The sequence below is a fragment of the Demequina sp. genome, from assembly GCF_049841215.1.
Taxonomy (GTDB): Bacteria; Actinomycetota; Actinomycetes; order Actinomycetales; family Demequinaceae; genus Demequina.
Map to the genome: position 1 here is coordinate 131,619 of NZ_JASGEO010000010.1, position 17,244 is coordinate 148,862.

At 67.6% G+C, this 17,244-nt stretch carries 16 protein-coding genes; 8 read left to right on the forward strand and 8 right to left on the reverse strand.

Annotation, left to right across the window (positions count from 1 at the left end; translation table 11 throughout):
• Entirely contained in the window at positions 1-1,365 is a 1,365-nt protein-coding gene (locus tag QM618_RS04160) for a hypothetical protein (RefSeq protein ID WP_428095197.1), read from the reverse strand.
• The gene (locus QM618_RS04165) at positions 1,362-1,898 is read right to left on the reverse strand and encodes a sigma-70 family RNA polymerase sigma factor (protein WP_428095198.1); all 537 of its coding nucleotides are present in this window, start codon (positions 1,896-1,898) and stop codon (positions 1,362-1,364) included. Before QM618_RS04165 ends, QM618_RS04160 begins: the two co-directional genes overlap by 4 nt.
• Before the next feature lie 198 nt (positions 1,899-2,096).
• On the opposite strand from QM618_RS04165, the gene QM618_RS04170 reads away from it, so the two are divergent.
• The gene (locus QM618_RS04170; RefSeq protein WP_428095199.1) at positions 2,097-2,735 is read left to right on the forward strand and encodes a 50S ribosomal protein L25/general stress protein Ctc; all 639 of its coding nucleotides are present in this window, start codon (positions 2,097-2,099) and stop codon (positions 2,733-2,735) included.
• A 71-nt stretch (positions 2,736-2,806) separates the two neighbouring features.
• Positions 2,807-3,379 carry an aminoacyl-tRNA hydrolase gene (gene pth, locus QM618_RS04175; RefSeq protein WP_428095200.1) on the forward strand — a complete coding sequence of 191 codons (573 nt, stop codon included), beginning with the start codon at positions 2,807-2,809 and terminating at the stop codon, positions 3,377-3,379.
• Positions 3,380-3,534: 155 nt separating this feature from the next.
• Here pth and QM618_RS04180 read toward each other — a convergent pair whose 3' ends face one another.
• From QM618_RS04180 to QM618_RS04205, 6 genes are read right to left on the reverse strand one after another with little or no spacing between them, the layout of a single operon-like run.
• Entirely contained in the window at positions 3,535-4,269 is a 735-nt protein-coding gene (locus tag QM618_RS04180) for an amino acid ABC transporter ATP-binding protein (RefSeq protein WP_428095201.1), read from the reverse strand.
• Positions 4,266-5,123 carry an amino acid ABC transporter permease gene (locus QM618_RS04185; protein WP_428095202.1) on the reverse strand — a complete coding sequence of 286 codons (858 nt, stop codon included), beginning with the start codon at positions 5,121-5,123 and terminating at the stop codon, positions 4,266-4,268. Before QM618_RS04185 ends, QM618_RS04180 begins: the two co-directional genes overlap by 4 nt.
• A gap of 16 nt (positions 5,124-5,139) precedes the next feature.
• A complete protein-coding gene (locus tag QM618_RS04190) occupies positions 5,140-6,006 on the reverse strand; it encodes an ABC transporter substrate-binding protein (protein ID WP_428095203.1) in 867 nt (288 codons plus the stop codon).
• A gap of 58 nt (positions 6,007-6,064) precedes the next feature.
• Entirely contained in the window at positions 6,065-6,490 is a 426-nt protein-coding gene (locus tag QM618_RS04195; protein WP_428095204.1) for a cupin domain-containing protein, read from the reverse strand.
• Positions 6,484-7,764, reverse strand: coding sequence for an amidohydrolase family protein (locus QM618_RS04200; protein WP_428095205.1), 1,281 nt, complete (start codon positions 7,762-7,764; stop codon positions 6,484-6,486). Before QM618_RS04200 ends, QM618_RS04195 begins: the two co-directional genes overlap by 7 nt.
• Positions 7,761-9,161 carry an adenosylhomocysteinase gene (locus QM618_RS04205; RefSeq protein WP_428095206.1) on the reverse strand — a complete coding sequence of 467 codons (1,401 nt, stop codon included), beginning with the start codon at positions 9,159-9,161 and terminating at the stop codon, positions 7,761-7,763. Before QM618_RS04205 ends, QM618_RS04200 begins: the two co-directional genes overlap by 4 nt.
• Before the next feature lie 337 nt (positions 9,162-9,498).
• Between QM618_RS04205 and mfd the strand changes: the two genes are divergently transcribed.
• The 6 genes from mfd to QM618_RS04235 all read left to right on the forward strand — a co-directional run bounded on the left by mfd (position 9,499) and on the right by QM618_RS04235 (position 17,240).
• Entirely contained in the window at positions 9,499-12,981 is a 3,483-nt protein-coding gene (gene mfd, locus QM618_RS04210; RefSeq protein ID WP_428095207.1) for a transcription-repair coupling factor, read from the forward strand.
• 10 nt (positions 12,982-12,991) lie between these two features.
• Positions 12,992-13,621, forward strand: coding sequence for a hypothetical protein (locus tag QM618_RS04215; protein WP_428095208.1), 630 nt, complete (start codon positions 12,992-12,994; stop codon positions 13,619-13,621).
• A gap of 103 nt (positions 13,622-13,724) precedes the next feature.
• Positions 13,725-15,008: a phosphopyruvate hydratase gene (gene eno / locus QM618_RS04220; protein WP_428095209.1), complete on the forward strand. Its 1,284-nt coding sequence runs from the start codon at positions 13,725-13,727 to the stop codon at positions 15,006-15,008.
• Positions 15,009-15,068: 60 nt separating this feature from the next.
• Positions 15,069-15,764, forward strand: coding sequence for a septum formation initiator family protein (locus tag QM618_RS04225; RefSeq protein ID WP_428095210.1), 696 nt, complete (start codon positions 15,069-15,071; stop codon positions 15,762-15,764).
• A 22-nt stretch (positions 15,765-15,786) separates the two neighbouring features.
• On the forward strand, positions 15,787-16,302 hold the full coding sequence (locus QM618_RS04230) for a DUF501 domain-containing protein (protein WP_428095211.1): 516 nt from the start codon (positions 15,787-15,789) through the stop codon (positions 16,300-16,302).
• Positions 16,299-17,240 (forward strand): exopolyphosphatase, encoded by a 942-nt coding sequence (locus QM618_RS04235; RefSeq protein ID WP_428095212.1) that lies wholly within the window; start codon positions 16,299-16,301, stop codon positions 17,238-17,240. Before QM618_RS04230 ends, QM618_RS04235 begins: the two co-directional genes overlap by 4 nt.
• The last annotated feature ends 4 nt before the right edge of the window (positions 17,241-17,244 follow it).

Sequence of the window (17,244 nt, forward strand, 5' to 3'; positions counted from 1 at the left end):
TCACGCGCACTCGTACGGGTTGTTCCTGGCCGCGCCCGACAGGGCCACGATCCAGCGCCCGTCATCGAGCTGGAACTCGATCACGGAGCGCGCCTCAAGGAACTCCTCATAGGTGTACGGGTAGTTGGGCGCATCGCCTTCGAGATCCCACGAGCTGTCTCGCATCGTCGTATATACCGACTCTGCCACCGCGTTCCCGCCGGCCTTCGGCAGGTAGGCGACCCGGCCGTCGGACGTCTTTCCCGCCGCCACCCAATCGGCTTCCTTGCGCGCGGGGTCCTCGGTGACAGCGAGTGGGTAGCAGCGCTGCTCCGCGGAGAGCCAGCGGTCGGGGCAGGCGCCCTCTCCCCAGTCGGCGCAGGCAATGGGGTCGTACAGCTCGACGGGAGCGCCGTCGTCCCACGCGAACCCGGCGGCGTCCAACCCGGAGATGCCTTCCTCGAGCAGCCGCACGTACGAGCCGAAGGGCGTGCGGATCGCGTAGTCGTACGCTGCGAGCGCGGTCACGGCCGGAGTGCCATACGCCCTCACAAGAGCCGATTGCGAATTGCCGAGCGATGCGTCGTCAACCGCATCTGCCCACGGGTTGGTGGAGTAGTCGGGGTCTTGCGTCACCAGATCGGTCCACGCGCTCGCGTCGCCCAGCGGGGCGTCGGTGCCGATTGCCACCGTCTGGCCGCCCACGGTCATCACCTGCGAGGGCAGGGCAAGGGAGTCGTAGAACGTGTCGGCGTCGAGCTGCACATCGGAACCAAAGAAGTCCTCGGGGATCTGCGAGCACAACTCACCCTCGATCGGCATGGGGCACTCGATCACTCGCGCCTCGTTGCCCTCAAACTCGATGAGCGCCGCGATGGGGCGGCCTCCCGAGAACCATTCGTAGTACCTCGGCGCCACGGCCACAATGTCCGCGCCGTCGTGACTGCCCACCTTCGCAAGCACCCAGTACTCGTCGTCCACCACGTCCAGGTCCGTCACGAACTCCGTTGGCGTAGCCCAGGTCTCGCCGGTCCGCGGGTTCGCGGCCAAGTCAAGCCGCTCGGCATCGCTCGCCGAGGTGAGCCGCTCGATAGGCCCCTGCGGCGTAGGCGTCACGCTCGGGCTGGCGCTGTCGCTGCCCGACGGCGTGGCTGAGGGGCTCGGCGACGTCGCCGGGCCCACGGTGAGGGCCGAGTACCCGGCCCACGCTCCCGTTGCCACGGCCACGGCGGCCACTGTGGCGGCGGCACCCACGAAGGTGGCTCGCACTGCTCGCTTGCGCTTGATGGTTCCCGCAGCGGAGCCAAGGTCAAACTCGTCGGTGTTGCGCAGAGACTGCGCGAGGTTGGCGTTGCGGTGCTGGAGCACGTCGCGGATGTCGCTCATCGCGCTCCTCCTTCCGTGGTGGTCACTGGGGCAAGCGAGTTGTCGTCTGGGGTGGTGGTGCCTAGCCGCGCATTGAGCACTGCGAGGCCGTCCGCGACGTAGCGCTTGACGGTGCCCTCGCTCAGCCCAAGGACGTGCGCGGTCTCGCGGATCGAGAGGTCTTCCATGTACCGAAGCACCACGCATGCACGAACCCGCGGGGCCAACGAAGCCAACGCCGCGTCAACCTGCGCGTCGGCCCCCAACCCGGCCGTAGCGTCGGGCATGACGGGGGCGAGAGCCGCCCGCTGCTCCGCAGAGCGCCGTGCCGAATCTTTGCGCACGGAGTCGATGTAGCGCGTGGCAATCGCCCTGCGCACGTACTGCTCCGCTTGTGCCACGCTCGCGAAGCCGCGGCCGCGAGAGAAGGTCGCGATGACCGCCTCTTGGACCAGGTCGTCGGCTGCGCTGGGGCCCGCGAGCATCGTGGCGAACGCGAGCAGCCTGCCGCTGCGCTGCGTTGCCAGCTCGTTGAGCATTGGTTCCCAAGCCATGTCTGCCCTTCCTCGTTGTGCCCCTATGACGCAGGAACCCTCCAAAAAGGTTGGGGTGATTCTCGCAAGCAGTTACCGGTATACTTTTCAGGTTCCTCGGCGAGGCGGGGTCTCACGACCTTTGCGTTATCGACGCGGCGGATGCGAGAGTGCCTGCCTTGCCCTGGACCCCATCCGTCTATTACGAGGAGAACTCAGATGTCTGACGCTCTGACGCTCGCCGCCGAGGCGCGCACCGAGTTCGGCAAGGGCTTTGCGCGTCGCGCGCGTGCCGCCGGCAAGATTCCCGCGGTCATCTACGGCCACGGCACGGACCCCGTGCACGTCACCCTTCCCGCGCACGACACCGCGATGGCGCTCAAGCACCCCAACGCGCTGCTCACGATCGAGCTCGGCAAGGACTCGCAGCTCGCGATCGCCAAGGACGTGCAGCGTGACCCGGTCAAGCGCATCATCGAGCACATCGACCTCATCATCGTGAAGAAGGGCGAGAAGATCACCGTTGACGTGCCGCTGCACGTTGTTGGCGAGTCCGCCCCCGGCACCATCCACATCCAGGACCACACCACGCTGCAGGTCATCGCCGAAGCCACCCACATCCCCGAGGGCTTCGAGGCGAACATCGAGGGTCTCGAGGAGGGTCACAACCTCACCGCTGGCCAGATCGAGCTGCCCAAGGGCGTTGAGCTCGTCACCGACCCCGACGCGATCGTTGTGAACATCGCCGTGCCACGTGCGGCTGTTGCCGACGAGGCCGAGGAGGCTGCCGCTGAGGGTGGCGCCGCCGCCGAGGGCGAAGCCGCCGAGGCTGCCGAGGCTCCCGAGGCCTCCGAGTAACTGTTCCGATGTTCGCCCGGCTCGCCGCTCGTTGGCGGGCCGGGCGTTCGTCTGTCCGGGAAGATGTCAGCGTGAGTCGCATCGTCGTAGGCCTGGGAAACCCGGGCGAGGAATACGCGGGGACCCGCCACAACGTCGGCCAGATGGTCGCCGACGAGCTGGCGCGCCGCGGCGGCGCCGCGCTCAAGCCACAGAGCAAGACGCGCACGCGCAACGCGACGGTGCGGGTTGGTGGTTCCGGCGTGGTTGTCGCCGTGCCGATGTCGTACATGAACCTCTCCGGCGGTCCCGTGTCTTCGCTCGCCAAGTACCAATCCGTGGCGCCCGAGGACGTGATTGTCATCCACGACGAGCTCGATATCCCCTTTGGCACCGTGCGCCTCAAGCGCGGCGGCGGCTCCGGTGGGCACAACGGGCTCAAGGACATCACCAAGGCGCTCGGAACCCCCGATTACGTGCGGGTTCGCGTGGGGATTGGGCGGCCGCCTGGGTCCATGGACGCCGCGACGTATGTGCTCAAGCCCTTTAGTTCGGTGGAGCGCAAGGAGCTGGATCTGCTGATCGTGGATGCCGCCGATGCGGTGGAGTCCGTGCTTGAACTGGGACTCGAGGCCGCGCAGCAGCGCTGGCACAGCCCGTCCTGAGCCCGCCGCATCCCACCCCGCACCGCAACGCGCCTAAGCCCCACCCGCCGAATGGGTCGTGAGTCCGGTTATGGGCTCGAATAGCCGGACTCACGACCCATTCGGGGAGGGAGCGGGCCGGCGGCGGGCCGGGCAGCACACCGCCCGACGCTCACTCACCTATGCGTGACGCGTGCCAGGAAGTCTCTGGTCTCGGCATGCACGGGGTCGCCAAAGACCTGTTCCGGCGGTCCCTCTTCGAGGATCACGCCGTGATGCATAAAGACCACGCGGTCCGCGACGGAGCGTGCGAAAGACATCTCGTGGGTCGCCATGAGCATGGTGGAGCCCTCGGCCTTGAGTTCGCGCACCAGGTCAAGCACCTCGCCCACCAGTTGGGGATCGAGCGCTGAGGTGATCTCGTCGAGCAGCAGCAACTCGGGGTCCGTGAGGATCGCGCGTGCGATCGCGACCCGCTGCTGCTGGCCCCCGGACAAGCGATCAGGGAACTCGTCTAGCTTCTCCCCAAGCCCAAACCTCTGAAGGAGGGTGGCCGCCTTGGCGCGCGCAGCATCGGGCTCCATGCCGTGTACCTTGCGCGCGGCCAAGGTGACGTTGTCCACTACCTTCATGTGGGGGAAAAGGTTGAAGTGCTGGAAGACCACGCCGATTCGCGCCCGCACGGTGTCCGCCTTGATGCGGGGGTCCGTGATGTCGTCGCCGCCAAGCATGATGCGGCCGTCGTCGACGCGCTCGATGAGGTTGACGACGCGCATCAGCGTTGACTTGCCGGAGCCCGAGGCGCCGATGAGGGCGACGACGTCGTGTTGGTTGAGCGTCAGGTCCACGCCGCGCAGCACGTGGTTGTCGCCGAAGAACTTGTGGACGCCCTCCACCTGCAGCACGTTCATACGGTGCCCGAGTTCTGCTCGCGCCCTGCCATGCGGGCGCTCACGCGGTCGGTGAGGCGAATCATGGGGAAGGAGATCGCCACAAACAGCAGCGCGGCCACCACGTAGGGCGTGAAGTTGTAGGTGACGCTCGTTGCGATCTGGGCCGCGCGCACGGCGTCCACAGCACCAAGCACCGAGATGAGGCCCACGTCTTTCTGCATCGACACGAAGTCGTTCATGAGGGCAGGGGTCACTTTGCGCAGGCCCTGAGGGATGACCACGAGGCGAAGAGTTTGTGCGTGCGACAGCCCGAGCGAACGCGCGGCGATGCGCTGCGACGGGTGCACCGCCTCCATGCCGGCGCGCAACACCTCGCTCACGTACGCCGAGTACGTGAGGACGATTGCGATGGTGCCCCACACGTAGTTGGGTAGTCGCGGAAAGATCCCAAGGGCGGGAATGCCGAGGCCCACGAGGTACAGCACGATGATGAGCGGCACGCCACGAAAGAGGTCGGTGTAGGCGGCTGCGAGGGCACGCACGGGGAAGAAGATAGGGCCGCGTAGCGAACGCAGCACGGCGAGCAGGGTGCCGAAGATCGCGACCCCGATGGATGCGAAGAACAGCACCTGGATGTTGAGCCACAGTCCCTTGAGGATCGCGCCAAAGTACTTGGTGCCGATCTCGACGTTGAAGAACTGCGACTTGACCGCGTCCCACCCGGGGGAGTTGATGAGCGCAATCGCGATGATCGCCGCGAACACTAAGGTGGAGGCGATAGACACCAGCACCGATCGCCGCAGCGACTTCTTGCGATAACGCCGACGGTCGAGCTCGAGAGCGCTGGGCTCCCAAGTCTCGACCGTCGGCATATCAGTAATTTACGGGCTACTGCAGAACGGGGACGTTCTCAGCGTTGTTGAGCCACTGCTCTTCGAGCGCCGCGAGCGTGCCATCGGCGGTGAGCGCGTCGACTGCCGCGGTGACGGCTGCGGTGAGAGGCGAGTCCTTCGCGAGGAGCAGGCCATACTGGTCGCCGCCCTCGGTCGAGTCGGGCAGTTGGCCAATGATCTTGCCGCCATCGAGCACCGCGTCGCGCAGGTAGAACGCGCTTGGCAAGTCGATCACCAAGGCGTCGATCTGGCCGGCCGTCAGAGCGGCGACCACGTCGTCGTTGGTGTTGAACACCTGCACGTGGTCCTCGCCAAGCTGAGCGACGGCCGTGGTGTACGAGGTGCTACCGGTGGACACGCCAACCGTGAGGTCGGTGAGGTCCGCGATGGACGCGGCCCCTGCGGCCTTGGAGCCCTCGGTGGTGAGGACGGCCTGGCTGGTCGTGTAGTACGGGCTCGAGAAGTCAACGGCCGCCTTGCGGTCCTCGGTGATCGAGAACTGCTGGATGTTGAAGTCCCAGTCCTTGGGGCCAGGGGCGATAGCGGACTCAAAGGGGGTGCGCACCCACACCACGTCTTCCTTGGCGAAGCCGAGCTCCTCGGCAACCGCGTAAGCCACGGCGGCCTCGAAGCCCTCGCCGGATTCGGGTGCGTCGTTCAGCACCCAGGGGGAGAACGCGGGCTCGCCGGTGGCGATCGTGAGCTTGCCTTCGGTGAAGGTTTCGAGCGCAGGAGCGGCATCGCCAGAGGTGGTGGGCGCTGCGCTGGTCGTCTCGTCGTCCGACGACGAGCAGCCGGTCAGGGCCATGGCAGCCACGGCGACGACAACGGCCGCGCCGCGGAATTTCTTTGACAGAGACATAGTTATTCCTAGTGAATTGATGGACTTTGACGCGAATGCGGCTACGCCAGTATATGGGCTACGCGAGGCGCCAATCAGCGAAGTCGAATCCGGGGCTCACCATGCAGCTCACGAGGCACTCCTCTGCTCCCGCTAGACGCGCGGCCTGCCACGTGTTGGCGGGCACCAAACAGGCGGGCACCTCGCCTTCGGCGACCTTGCCGCCTAGGCGCACAAGCGTCGGGTTGCCCGACGGGCCAGTTGAGTCTCCCCCCAGCGCCAGTTCGAGCGTGCCCGGGCCGTGCCACAGCCAGAGTTCATCGCTCGTGACCACGTGCCACGCGGACTCGTCCCCGGGGGTGAGCAGGTAGTGGATGCACGTGGCGGTGGGGCGCTCGCCGGCGTCGGTGGCCACACCAAGGCGAGACGTGTAGATACGGCGGAACCAGCCACCCTCCGGGTGTGGCTCGAGGCCCAGCGACGCGGCGGTCTCCGGGATTACCACGCATCCTCCCTGGCATACAGCGCCTTTCCGCCAACGATCGTGGCGGCGGCGCGGCCCTCTCCGTGCCTCACGAGTTCGTCGATTGCCGCGCCGGGCGTGGTGACGGGGACGTCGAACAGCGCCAGATCCGCCCGAGCGCCCACAGCGAGGTACCCGGTGCGGTCCCGCCCAAGGTGCAGCCCCATCGCGCGCGCCCCGCCAAGCGTTGCGGCGGCGAGCAAGCGCTCGGCGAGGTCGGCGCGGTGGTAACCCTGCCGTCGGGCAATCTCAAAGAGCGCAGCGACGTCACCCAGCAGGTCGAGCGACGGCGACGAGGCGAGCGAATCGGTGCCCACGGAGATGAAGCTGCCCTCCTCGAGATACGCGGCAACGGGGGGCTCGCCAAGGCCGATGATGTCGTTTGAGCGCGGGCACAGCGCCACCGCGGAGCCGCGCGCGCGCAAGATCGCGCGATCGCTCGCGGACAGGTAGACGCCGTGGGCGATGTGGCAATCGGGGCCGAGCACGCCAAGGTGATCCACGTACTCCGTGGCCGACGTGCCGTAGCCGGCGTCGCGCAATTCGCGCAGGCTCCCAACGCCCTTGCCGTGCCAGGGATCGGGGTGCGTGTGCTCGAGCTCCTGCTCGATCGCGTGCTCGCCCAAGTGGATGTGGATGCGCGAGCCGCGCTCGCGGACGATGTCCGGGATGTCGAGCAGCGGCACGATCTCCAGGGAGTACGGAGCGTGTGGCGACAGGCCGGTGCCGGGCGTCGCGGGGAGCGCATCGAGGGCGGCCTCGACCTCCGCGCGGCCACGAAGCATCCACGCGTCATTGGTCCAGTCCATGACCTCCCAGTAGGCGATGCCGTGCAAGCCGGCGTCGTGCAGTGCGCTCGCTGCGGCGGGGTCCGTGACCACGTCTGCGGCCGCCGTGGTGCCGGCGGCGAGCAGTTGGGTGGCGCCGTCCGCGGCCGCCTTGCGCCAGTCAGAACCGCGCTCATAGACGGGGTTGAAGGCCTTGGCCCAGTCGGGAAAGCCCTGGTAGCGGCCCTGTCCAACCTCGCCCATGTGCGAGTACTGCAGGTGCGTGTGGGCGTTGACGAGTCCCGGCGTGAGGACGCCGCGCCATTGCCGTTCCTCGAACGCGAGCCCCCGCTCGGCGAGCGTCGCGGCCACCCAGCGGCGATCGCCAACGTGCAGGATGCGCCCGCCCTTGACGGCGACAGCGCCATCGGGAATGGGCGGCGCGGTCACCGGAACCACGAGCGCTGCCGTGTAGAGGGTGACGGTCATCGGTACCTCGCAGAACGCCAGTCGGCATCGCTGCCCGACGCTGGGGCCGGGGCGGCATTGATCTCGCGGGCGGCGAGGGCGGCATTTGCGACCGCGGCCACGTAATCGTTGGGGATGGGGTGCACGCCAATTCCTGGCCGTTCCTTGAGGAGAAACTCAAGTCCCGCGAGCTGCGTAGCGAAGCTCAGGTCCATGATCTCGATGGGGTTGCCCTCGGCCGCGGTGATGTTGATGCAGCCGCCGCGGTCGAGCACCAGGGTGTCGCCGAGGCGATCAAGGTGTGGCGCGACGGGCTCGAACTCCGCGCCGTCCAGCGCGATCTCGTGGGGCACGCCTCCCGCCACCGCAACGGCTCTAGCGATCCGCACCATGCGCTCCGTCACGGTGCCGCGCACGCCCGTGGCGGAGACCACGAGGGCGTCCTGAGCCAGGAGGTTCGCGTAGCCCACGTCGTAGCCGTCATGAATCGCGAGTAGCGAGCGCACCGGATCCTGTTCGGCGACGCGGACGGTCGCGCCAAGCGCTCGCAAGTGTGCGGCAACGCCCTGACCTACGGGCCCGTACCCAATGACGAGTGCGGGCTGATCGCGCACCGTGATTCCTGCGCCGTCCAGCACGTCCGCGATCGCAAAGACGCACGACTGCCCGGTGCCGTAGCGGTTGTCGAAGCTCGTCTTGGTCTCGGCGTCATTGACCGCCACAACTGGGGTCTTGAGAAGGCCCAGCGAGTCCATCGCGCGTAGCGGCCGTAGCCCGCTCGTGGTTTCTTCGCACGCCCCAATCCAGCGTTCCACCTGCTCCGGAGCGGATTCATGGGCCAGGCGGATGAGGTGGGAGCCGTCATCCATCACCACGTCAAAGCCGCGGCTAAGCCACGCAAGCGCGGCGGCGCGTTCCGCCTCGCCTGCGAGCGAGGCGTCGGCGTCCACGGCGATGCCGCGCTCGCGGAGTGCCTCGGCCACCTGGGGGTCTGTCTCGTCAGGGTGGGCGTAAACGGCGACGTCGGCTCCCGCGCTCGCGAGCAGCAACGCGAGGTTCGCGGTCTTGGGTTCGAGCATCATCGCCACGCCAATGCTGAGCCCGCTGAGGTCAAGTCCGTCCGCGATCGCCCGCGCGGCGGGCATATGGTCTCCGGCGAAGTCGATGCGCCCAGCCGCGTCGCCGCGGTCGGGGATCGGCACCCCATCGAGCAACACGCCGTCCCCGAACTCGATCATGCCCGGCGCCTCCTGGCCAGCTCCAAGCTCCCGGCACCCCAATGCCACGAGGAGCCCGCGCAGGGAGGTGCCCACAGCGTCGGGCCGGGTGACGCGGAAGGGCCGGCCAGCGAGCTGGAGGTTGGTGCGGCGGGCGAAGTCGCGGACCAGGCTCTCCGCCTCATCGAACGCGCTCGCCATGCCCCAAGTCTAGGAGCGCCCACCGAAGCAGCCACGCCGCCGCAACCCACCCACCGGGTTTAGGCACCTCAGTGCTACCAGTTGGCGCGATACGCCCTGGTCTAGGCAGCTCAGTGGTACTCGGTGTTCGCGACTCGCGATGGCAACACTCGCGCGGTGTCCGCGTGCGAGTACCACTGAGCTGCCTAGATGAAGCCAAATTTCTCCATCTGGTAGGTGTGAGCTGCCTAAACCAGGTGGAGGCGGGGGTGAGGGGTGCGGGGACCGGTGTCGGCGGTGGCGATTAGGATGGCCGTGCCGGTTTTTCCGGATTTTTGGCATGCCCCGGAGGCTTTGGATGACGCAGCCCGTGAACGAGGAACGCCGCCCTCTCGCGGCCCTGCTAGCGACCCTGCCGAACCCTCGCGCCGAACACATCGTGGCCCCTGCGGTCGCGGCGGCCCCACTCATTGCCGCGGCCGCCGGCGGCGCGCCCATCGTCGCCGTGGTGGCCACCTCAAACGATGCGGAGACGCTCGAGGCCTCCCTTGCCGCCTATCTAGACCCCGCCACGGTGGCGCGGTTCCCCTCGTGGGAGACCTTGCCGCATGAGCGCCTCAGCCCGCGCTCGGACACCGTTGCGCAGCGCGTCGCCACCCTGCGGCGACTGGTCCACCCAGATACCGCGGCCGCCGAGGCTGGGCTCGCGCCGCTGCAGGTAGTGGTGGCGCCGTTGAGAGCGGTGCTACAGCCGCTCGTCCCTGGCCTCGCGGACCTGACCCCCGTGCGCCTCGCGGTGGGGGACCGCGTGGACCTCACGGAGCTCGCGGCCAACCTAGCGGGTGCCGCGTACACGCGCGTGGACATGGTGGAGCGCAGGGGAGAGTTCGCGGTGCGCGGCGGCATCGTCGACGTGTTCGCGCCCACGGATCCGCACCCCATTCGCATCGAGTTCTTCGGCGACGAGGTGGATTCGCTGCGGTCCTTCTCGATCGCTGATCAGCGCTCGCTCGCGCCCGTGCCGGTGCTGTGGGCCCCGCCGTGCCGCGAGCTGCTGCTGACGGCAGAGGTGCGTGGCCGCGCGCAGGCCCTCATTCCCGATGCCCCCGCCGCCGCAGACATCCTCACGCGCATCGCGGACGGTCACGCCGTGGAGGGCATGGAGTCGCTCATCCCCGTGCTCGTTGACCACCTCGACCTCCTGCCGAGCGTTCTGCCTGCTACCACCCGCTTTGTTGCGGTTGAGCCGGAGCGCCTTGCCCGGCGGGCGGACGATCTTGCCAGGACGGCCGCAGAGTTCCTTTCCGCGGCCTGGGTCAGCGCCGCGGCCGGCGCCGAGTCCCCGTTGGAACCCTCTGACGGATCCTTCGCTGCCCTCGCGGACGTGCAGGACCACGCATCCGAGCGCGGCATGTCGTGGCAGACCATCGGCCCCTTCGGCGGCGGCGAGGAGGCAGGCTTCGCGGTTCTCGACGACGCTCGCGGCCGGCTCGAGGCCGCGCTGCGCGACCTCGCCACCCGGCTCGCGGACGGCTGGCGCGTCGTCGTCACTGCGGCGGGCACGGGCTCCGCCGCTCGCCTCGCCGAGCAATGTGCCCAGGTGGGCCTTGCCGCACAGGTGGTACCCAGCGTCGGGCCTGCCCCCATGCCCGACGGCGTGGTCCAGATAGTGCCCCACGTCACCGGGCGCGGCTTCCAGCTTCCCGGCGCGAAGCTGCTCATCGTCAACGAGTCCGACCTCACCGGCCGGGCAGCCACCGCCGCCGGTCCCAAGGTGGCCGTGCCGAGCAAGCGCCGCAATGTGGTGGACCCCCTGCAGTTGCGCCCCGGCGACTTCGTGGTGCATGAGACACACGGCATTGGCCGCTTCGTGGAACTCACCAAGCGCACCGTGCGCGGCACGGAGCGCGAATACCTCGTCATCGAGTACGCGGCGAGCAAGCGTGGGGGCCCGGGTGACCGGCTCAGCGTCCCCACGGATCAACTGGATCTGGTGACCAAGTACGTGGGAGGCGAGGCGCCGTCGGTGAGCCGCATGGGCGGCGCCGATTGGGCCAAGACCAAGGGCCGCGCGCGCAAGGCGGTCAAGGAGATCGCGAGCGAACTCATTCGCCTGTACAGCGCGCGCATGGCGACGAAGGGCCGCGAGTTTGGGCCGGACACGCCGTGGCAGCGAGAGCTAGAGGAGGCGTTCGCTTTCGTCGAGACGCCGGACCAGCTCAGCACCATCGACGAGGTCAAGGGGGACATGGAGAAGCCCATCCCCATGGACCGCCTGATTTGCGGCGATGTGGGCTTTGGCAAGACGGAGATCGCGGTGCGCGCGGCGTTCAAGGCCATTCAGGATGGCACCCAGGTGGCGATCCTGTGCCCAACGACGCTGCTGGTAAAGCAGCACTTTGACACGTTCAGCGATCGCTTTGGACCGTTCCCCGTGAAGGTCGCAGCGCTGTCCCGATTCCAGACGGACGCCGAGGCCAAGCAGGTGGTCGAGGGCCTCGCGGACGGCACCATCGACCTCGTGATCGGCACCCACCGCATCCTCACTGGTCAGGTGCGGTTCAAGAACCTTGGCCTCGTGATCATCGACGAGGAACAGCGGTTTGGCGTGGAGCACAAGGAGACGCTCAAGGCGCTGCGCACCGACGTGGACGTCCTCGCGATGTCGGCGACACCCATCCCCAGAACCCTCGAGATGGCCATCACGGGAATCCGCGAGATGTCGACGCTCGCCACCCCGCCGGAGGACCGCCACCCCATCCTCACGTACGTGGGCCCGCACGAGGACGCCCAGGTGGCCGCAGCCATCCGCCGCGAGCTCTTGCGCGACGGTCAGGTCTTCTACATCCACAACTCGGTGAAGACCATTACGCGCGCGGCCCTGAAGATCGGTGAGCTGGTGCCGGAGGCGCGCGTTGCCGTGGCCCACGGCCAGATGAGCGAGAAGCAACTTGAACAGGTCATCGTGGACTACTACGAGAAGCGCTACGACGTTCTTGTGTGCACCACGATCGTGGAGACGGGCCTCGACATCTCCAACGCAAACACCCTCATCGTGGAGCGCTCTGACACGTTTGGGCTCTCACAGCTGCACCAGCTGCGCGGCCGCGTTGGGCGTGGGCGCGAGCGCGCCTACGCGTACTTCCTGTACCCGCCGGATCGCTCGCTCACCGAGACGGCCCACGATCGCCTGCAGACCATCGCGGCCCACACCGACCTTGGCGCGGGAGCCGCCGTGGCGATGAAGGACCTGGAAATCAGGGGAGCGGGCAACCTGCTGGGTTCCGAACAGTCAGGTCACATCGAGGGCGTTGGCTTTGACCTCTACATCCGCATGGTGGGAGAGGCTGTTGCGGACTTCCGCGGCGAGGGCGAGCCCGAACGCGCCCCCATGACCGTGGATCTGCCGATCGATGCGCACATCCCGGAGGAATACATCGAGCACGAGCGCCTTCGCTTGGAGGCGTACAGAAAGATCGCTGACGCTGCAGACGGCCACACGCTCGCAGCGGTCCGCGAAGAGCTCGCCGACCGCTACGGGAGCCTGCCAGAGGTGGTGGAGAACCTTCTCGCGGTCGCCACCCTGCGGATCGAGTTGCGCGCGCACGGCATCCACGACGTTGTCAGCCAAGGCACCCACGTGCGCTTCTCGCCGGTGGAGTTGCCGGACTCGGCCGCGATGCGCGTGGGCCGCCTCTACCCAGGCACCCACATCAAGCCCGCCGTGCGGCAGGTGCTGATCCCCGCGCCCAAGACCTCGCGGGTTGGTGGGAGCGCGGTAGAGGGCTTGCCCGTTCTCGAGTGGGTACGCGGCGTCATCGCCGCGATGTGGCCCGATTAGGATGTGACCCATGCGATTTACGCGCGCAGCCCTCGTGGGCGCGGCCCTCATCACTGTCACGCTCACGGCGTGTGCCCCTCCGGGACAGGACGGCGCCCCTGGCGTCGCGGCGACCTACGAGGACGTCACCGTCACCAACGCGAACATCGACCAGATCTACCAGGCCTGGCTTGACGACACCAAAGGCACCGACGTCGCCAACCGTCGTCAGATTCTGACGATCGAACTGCTCAAGGAAGACCTCCTGGCGAAGTGCAAGGAGCTTGGCTATCCCGTGACGTGGTCGCTCGCCGAGTCCCAGGCGGATCAATGGATCGCCTTCAAGGGTCAGCAGGGGGAGCCAAGCGACGACATGATCGCGGCCACCCAGGGAATCCTTGCGCTGTACGTGGTGGTGAATGTCGATCCCACGTTCGAGACGCTCACCGAGATCTCGGACAAGGTTGAGGCCGAGGCGGACGTGAGCCCGCGCAGCGGCGACTACTCAACGTCCACGCTCATCGCGTCCGTGCAGGCCGCCATGCAGTCCGCAGAGAACCAGCAGCTTGGCACCCAGTTCAGCTTCGTCGAGTACCAGAACGTGAACGCCTTCGCGGACACGGAACGCCCGTGGTTTGACCGCGGCACCTCGGCGTCCTAAGGCGAGCACTACCCCGCTCGTGGGGGACTTTCGTCGCGGCGCACCGTCGGTTCGGCATGACTAGACTCGAATCGGAATCCCCACCAACAACCCAAGGAGCATCATGGCCAGCATCGAGGCCGTAGGCGCCCGCGAAATTCTTGACTCGCGCGGCAATCCCACCGTTGAGGTTGAGGTAGCCCTGGAGGACGGCACGTTCGCGCGTGCGGCGGTCCCGTCCGGCGCCTCCACCGGAGCATTTGAGGCCGTTGAGCGTCGCGATGGCGACAAGGGCCGTTACCTTGGCAAGGGCGTTGAGGGCGCGGTTGACGCGGTCATCGACGTCATCGCCCCCGAGGTCGTTGGCCTCGACGCCACCGACCAGCGCCTCGTCGACAAGATCATGATCGAGCTCGACGGCACCGACAACAAGGGCAAGTTGGGCGCGAACGCGATCCTCGGTGTGTCGCTCGCCGTGGCCAAGGCCGCCGCGGACAGCGCCGACCTCGCCCTGTACAAGTACATCGGTGGACCCAACGCCCACGTGCTTCCCGTGCCGATGATGAACATCCTTAACGGCGGTTCGCACGCGGACTCCAACGTGGACGTCCAGGAGTTCATGATCGCCCCCGTTGGCGCGCAGAACTTCCGTGAGGCACTGCGCACCGGTGCCGAGGTGTACCACGCTCTCAAGGCGGTGCTCAAGGAGCGCGGGCTTTCCACGGGTCTTGGCGACGAGGGCGGCTTCGCGCCCAACCTCGACTCTAACCGCGAGGCGCTTGATCTCATTCTTGTTGCCATCGAGAAGGCCGGCTTCACCCCTGGTGAGGACCTCGCGCTCGCGATGGACGTGGCGTCCACCGAGTTCTTCAAGGACGGTGCGTACCAGTTCGAGGGTCGCCCCCACACCGGCGAAGAGATGATTCGCTACTACGAGGCGCTCGTGAACGACTACCCGATCGTCTCCATCGAGGACCCGCTGTCCGAAGACGAGTGGGGCGACTGGAGCCAGCTGGTTGCCGACATCGGCGACAAGGTGCAGATTGTGGGCGACGACCTCTTCGTCACCAACCCTGTGCGCCTGCAGAAGGGCATCGACGAGAAGGCGGCCAACTCGCTGCTCGTCAAGGTGAACCAGATTGGCTCGCTCTCCGAGACTTCCGACGCCGTGGCCCTCGCCCAGCGCGCTGGCTTCACCGCGATGGTTTCCCACCGTTCAGGTGAGACCGAGGACACCACGATCGCTGACCTGTCCGTCGCCTACAACGCGGGTCAGATCAAGACGGGTGCCCCCGCCCGCGGCGAGCGCATCAACAAGTACAACCAGCTGCTTCGCATTGAAGAGGACCTGGACGACGCCGCCGTCTACGCCGGCAAGTCCGCGTTCCCCCGCAAGTACGGGAAGTAATTTCCAGACTCGCGGTTAGCAACGCCTAAGAAGGGCGCGGCTCGCCGGGACAATGAGGGCATGTCTGCCCCCAAGCGTCCTGGTGCGCCGCGCCCTTCGGCGTCTCGCGGCACCGCAAACGACGCCGCCCGCCGCCCGGGTGCGCCCGTGCGCAAGGTGACGCCTGGGCGAGCGCCGACCACGCCGTCGGCCGGTGTGCCAAAGCCTGCCCGACGCTCCGGCCAGGCTCCCGCGAAGACTCGCCCTGGGGGGCCTTCCGGGCCCGGCAGGACCACGCCGCAGGCGAAGCCGCGGATAGAGGCGGTTGGCGCGCGCGGCTCCCTGCTTGGTGCGCTGAGCTGGCGCACGGGGGTGCTGGCGATCGTGGTGGTGCTCGCGCTTGCGGTGCTGCTGCCCTCGCTGCGCGTGTACTTCAACCAGCAAGAGAATCTGCGTCAGTTGCGCGCCGAGCGCGACCAGGCCCAACAGCAGGTGGATGACCTTACGGACGACGTTGCCAGGTGGGACGATCCCGCGTACGTGGTGGCCCAGGCGCGAGAGCGTCTGGCCTACGTCTTCCCTGGTGAGACGCCATACCGCGTGGTGGATCCAGAGCTGGTGCAGGACGCCAAGGAGCCTGCGTCGGGGGCCATCAAGGACGTCGATACCACTGCGGTCAAGCCCTGGTACAACACGCTGTGGGACTCGATTGAGGTGGCGGGCAATGGCACCGACGACGGCAGCGCGCCCACGGCGACTCCTGAGCCTGCCCCGTAACTCCTCGTCGTAGACTTCCTTGGTGCCTTTGACGCCAGCTACGGATGCCGACCTCGCCACGTTGCACGCCCAACTTGGCCGCGAGCCGCGCGGGGTGCTCGCGATTGCCGCCCGATGCGTGTGCGGCAATCCGGTGGTGGTCCGCACCGCGCCAAGGCTTCCCGATGGGACGCCCTTTCCCACCCAGTACTACTTGACGCATCCGGGAGCGGTGGCGGCGGTGTCGACGCTCGAAGCGACCGGAACCATGGCGGCGATGCAAGAGCGCCTCGCCGACGATCCCGACCTTGCGGCCGCGTACGCCGCGGCCCACGAGCGCTACCTCGAGGAGCGCTACGAGTTAGGTGACGTGCCAGAGATTCACGGCATCAGCGCTGGAGGAATGCCCAATCGGGTGAAGTGCCTGCACGTGCTCGTTGGACACGCTCTCGCCGCGGGGCCCGGAGTCAACCCGTTCGGTGACCAGGCCCTGGATCTCATTCGCGACGAATGGCGCCAGGACCGCTGCACATGCGATGCGCCCGGAGCGGCGGAGTGACCCGCGTGGCCGCGATCGATTGCGGCACCAACTCCATCCGCCTGCTCGTTGCCGACGTCGCTGACGGCCGCCTCACCGACCTCACGCGAGAGATGCGTGTCGTCAAGCTGGGTCAGGGCGTGGACAAGACCGGCGAGTTTGCGGCCGAGGCGCTCGAGCGCACGTTCGCGGCGCTCGACGACTATGCGGACACGATCCGCTCCCTGGGGGCTGAGCGCGTCCGCTTCGTCGCGACCTCCGCTACCAGGGATGCGCGCAATCGCGAGGTGTTCCTCGAGGGAGTGCGGTCGCGGCTTGGCGTGACACCAGAGGTGATCAGCGGCCACGAAGAGGCGTCGCTCAGTTTCCGCGGCGTGGTGTCATCCGTGGTGGGCGCCCCCGGGCCGTACCTGGTGGTGGACCTCGGCGGCGGCTCTACCGAGCTCGCGCTCGGCAGCGGCGACCTCGAGGCCGCCTACTCGATGGACGTTGGCTGTGTGCGCCTCACCGAGCGGCACTTGACGGCCAACCCGCCCTCCCCGCAGCAGCGGGCCGACGCTGTGGCCGACGTTCGCGCAGCGCTCGCCGTGGCCTCGGCAACAGTGCCGATTGGCGAGGCCGCAACGCTCATTGGGGTCGCGGGTTCCATCACGACGGTCACGGCGAACGCGCTTGGGCTGCCTCGGTATGAGCCTGAGGCGATTCACGGATCGGTACTCTCAGTTGAGGCCGTGGTGGCGTCATGCAATCAGCTCATCGCGGCCACCTACGAGGAGCGCGCCGCTCTGCCGTTCATGCACCCCGGCCGCGTGGAGGCGATCGGCGCGGGCGCCCTGGTGTGGCGAGAAGTGGTGACGGCTGTTGCCGAGGCGACCGAAGCGTCGGGCAGGCCTATTGCTACGGTGACCACGAGCGAACACGACATCCTCGACGGCATCGCCCTGTCAATCGCTGACTAGGCTA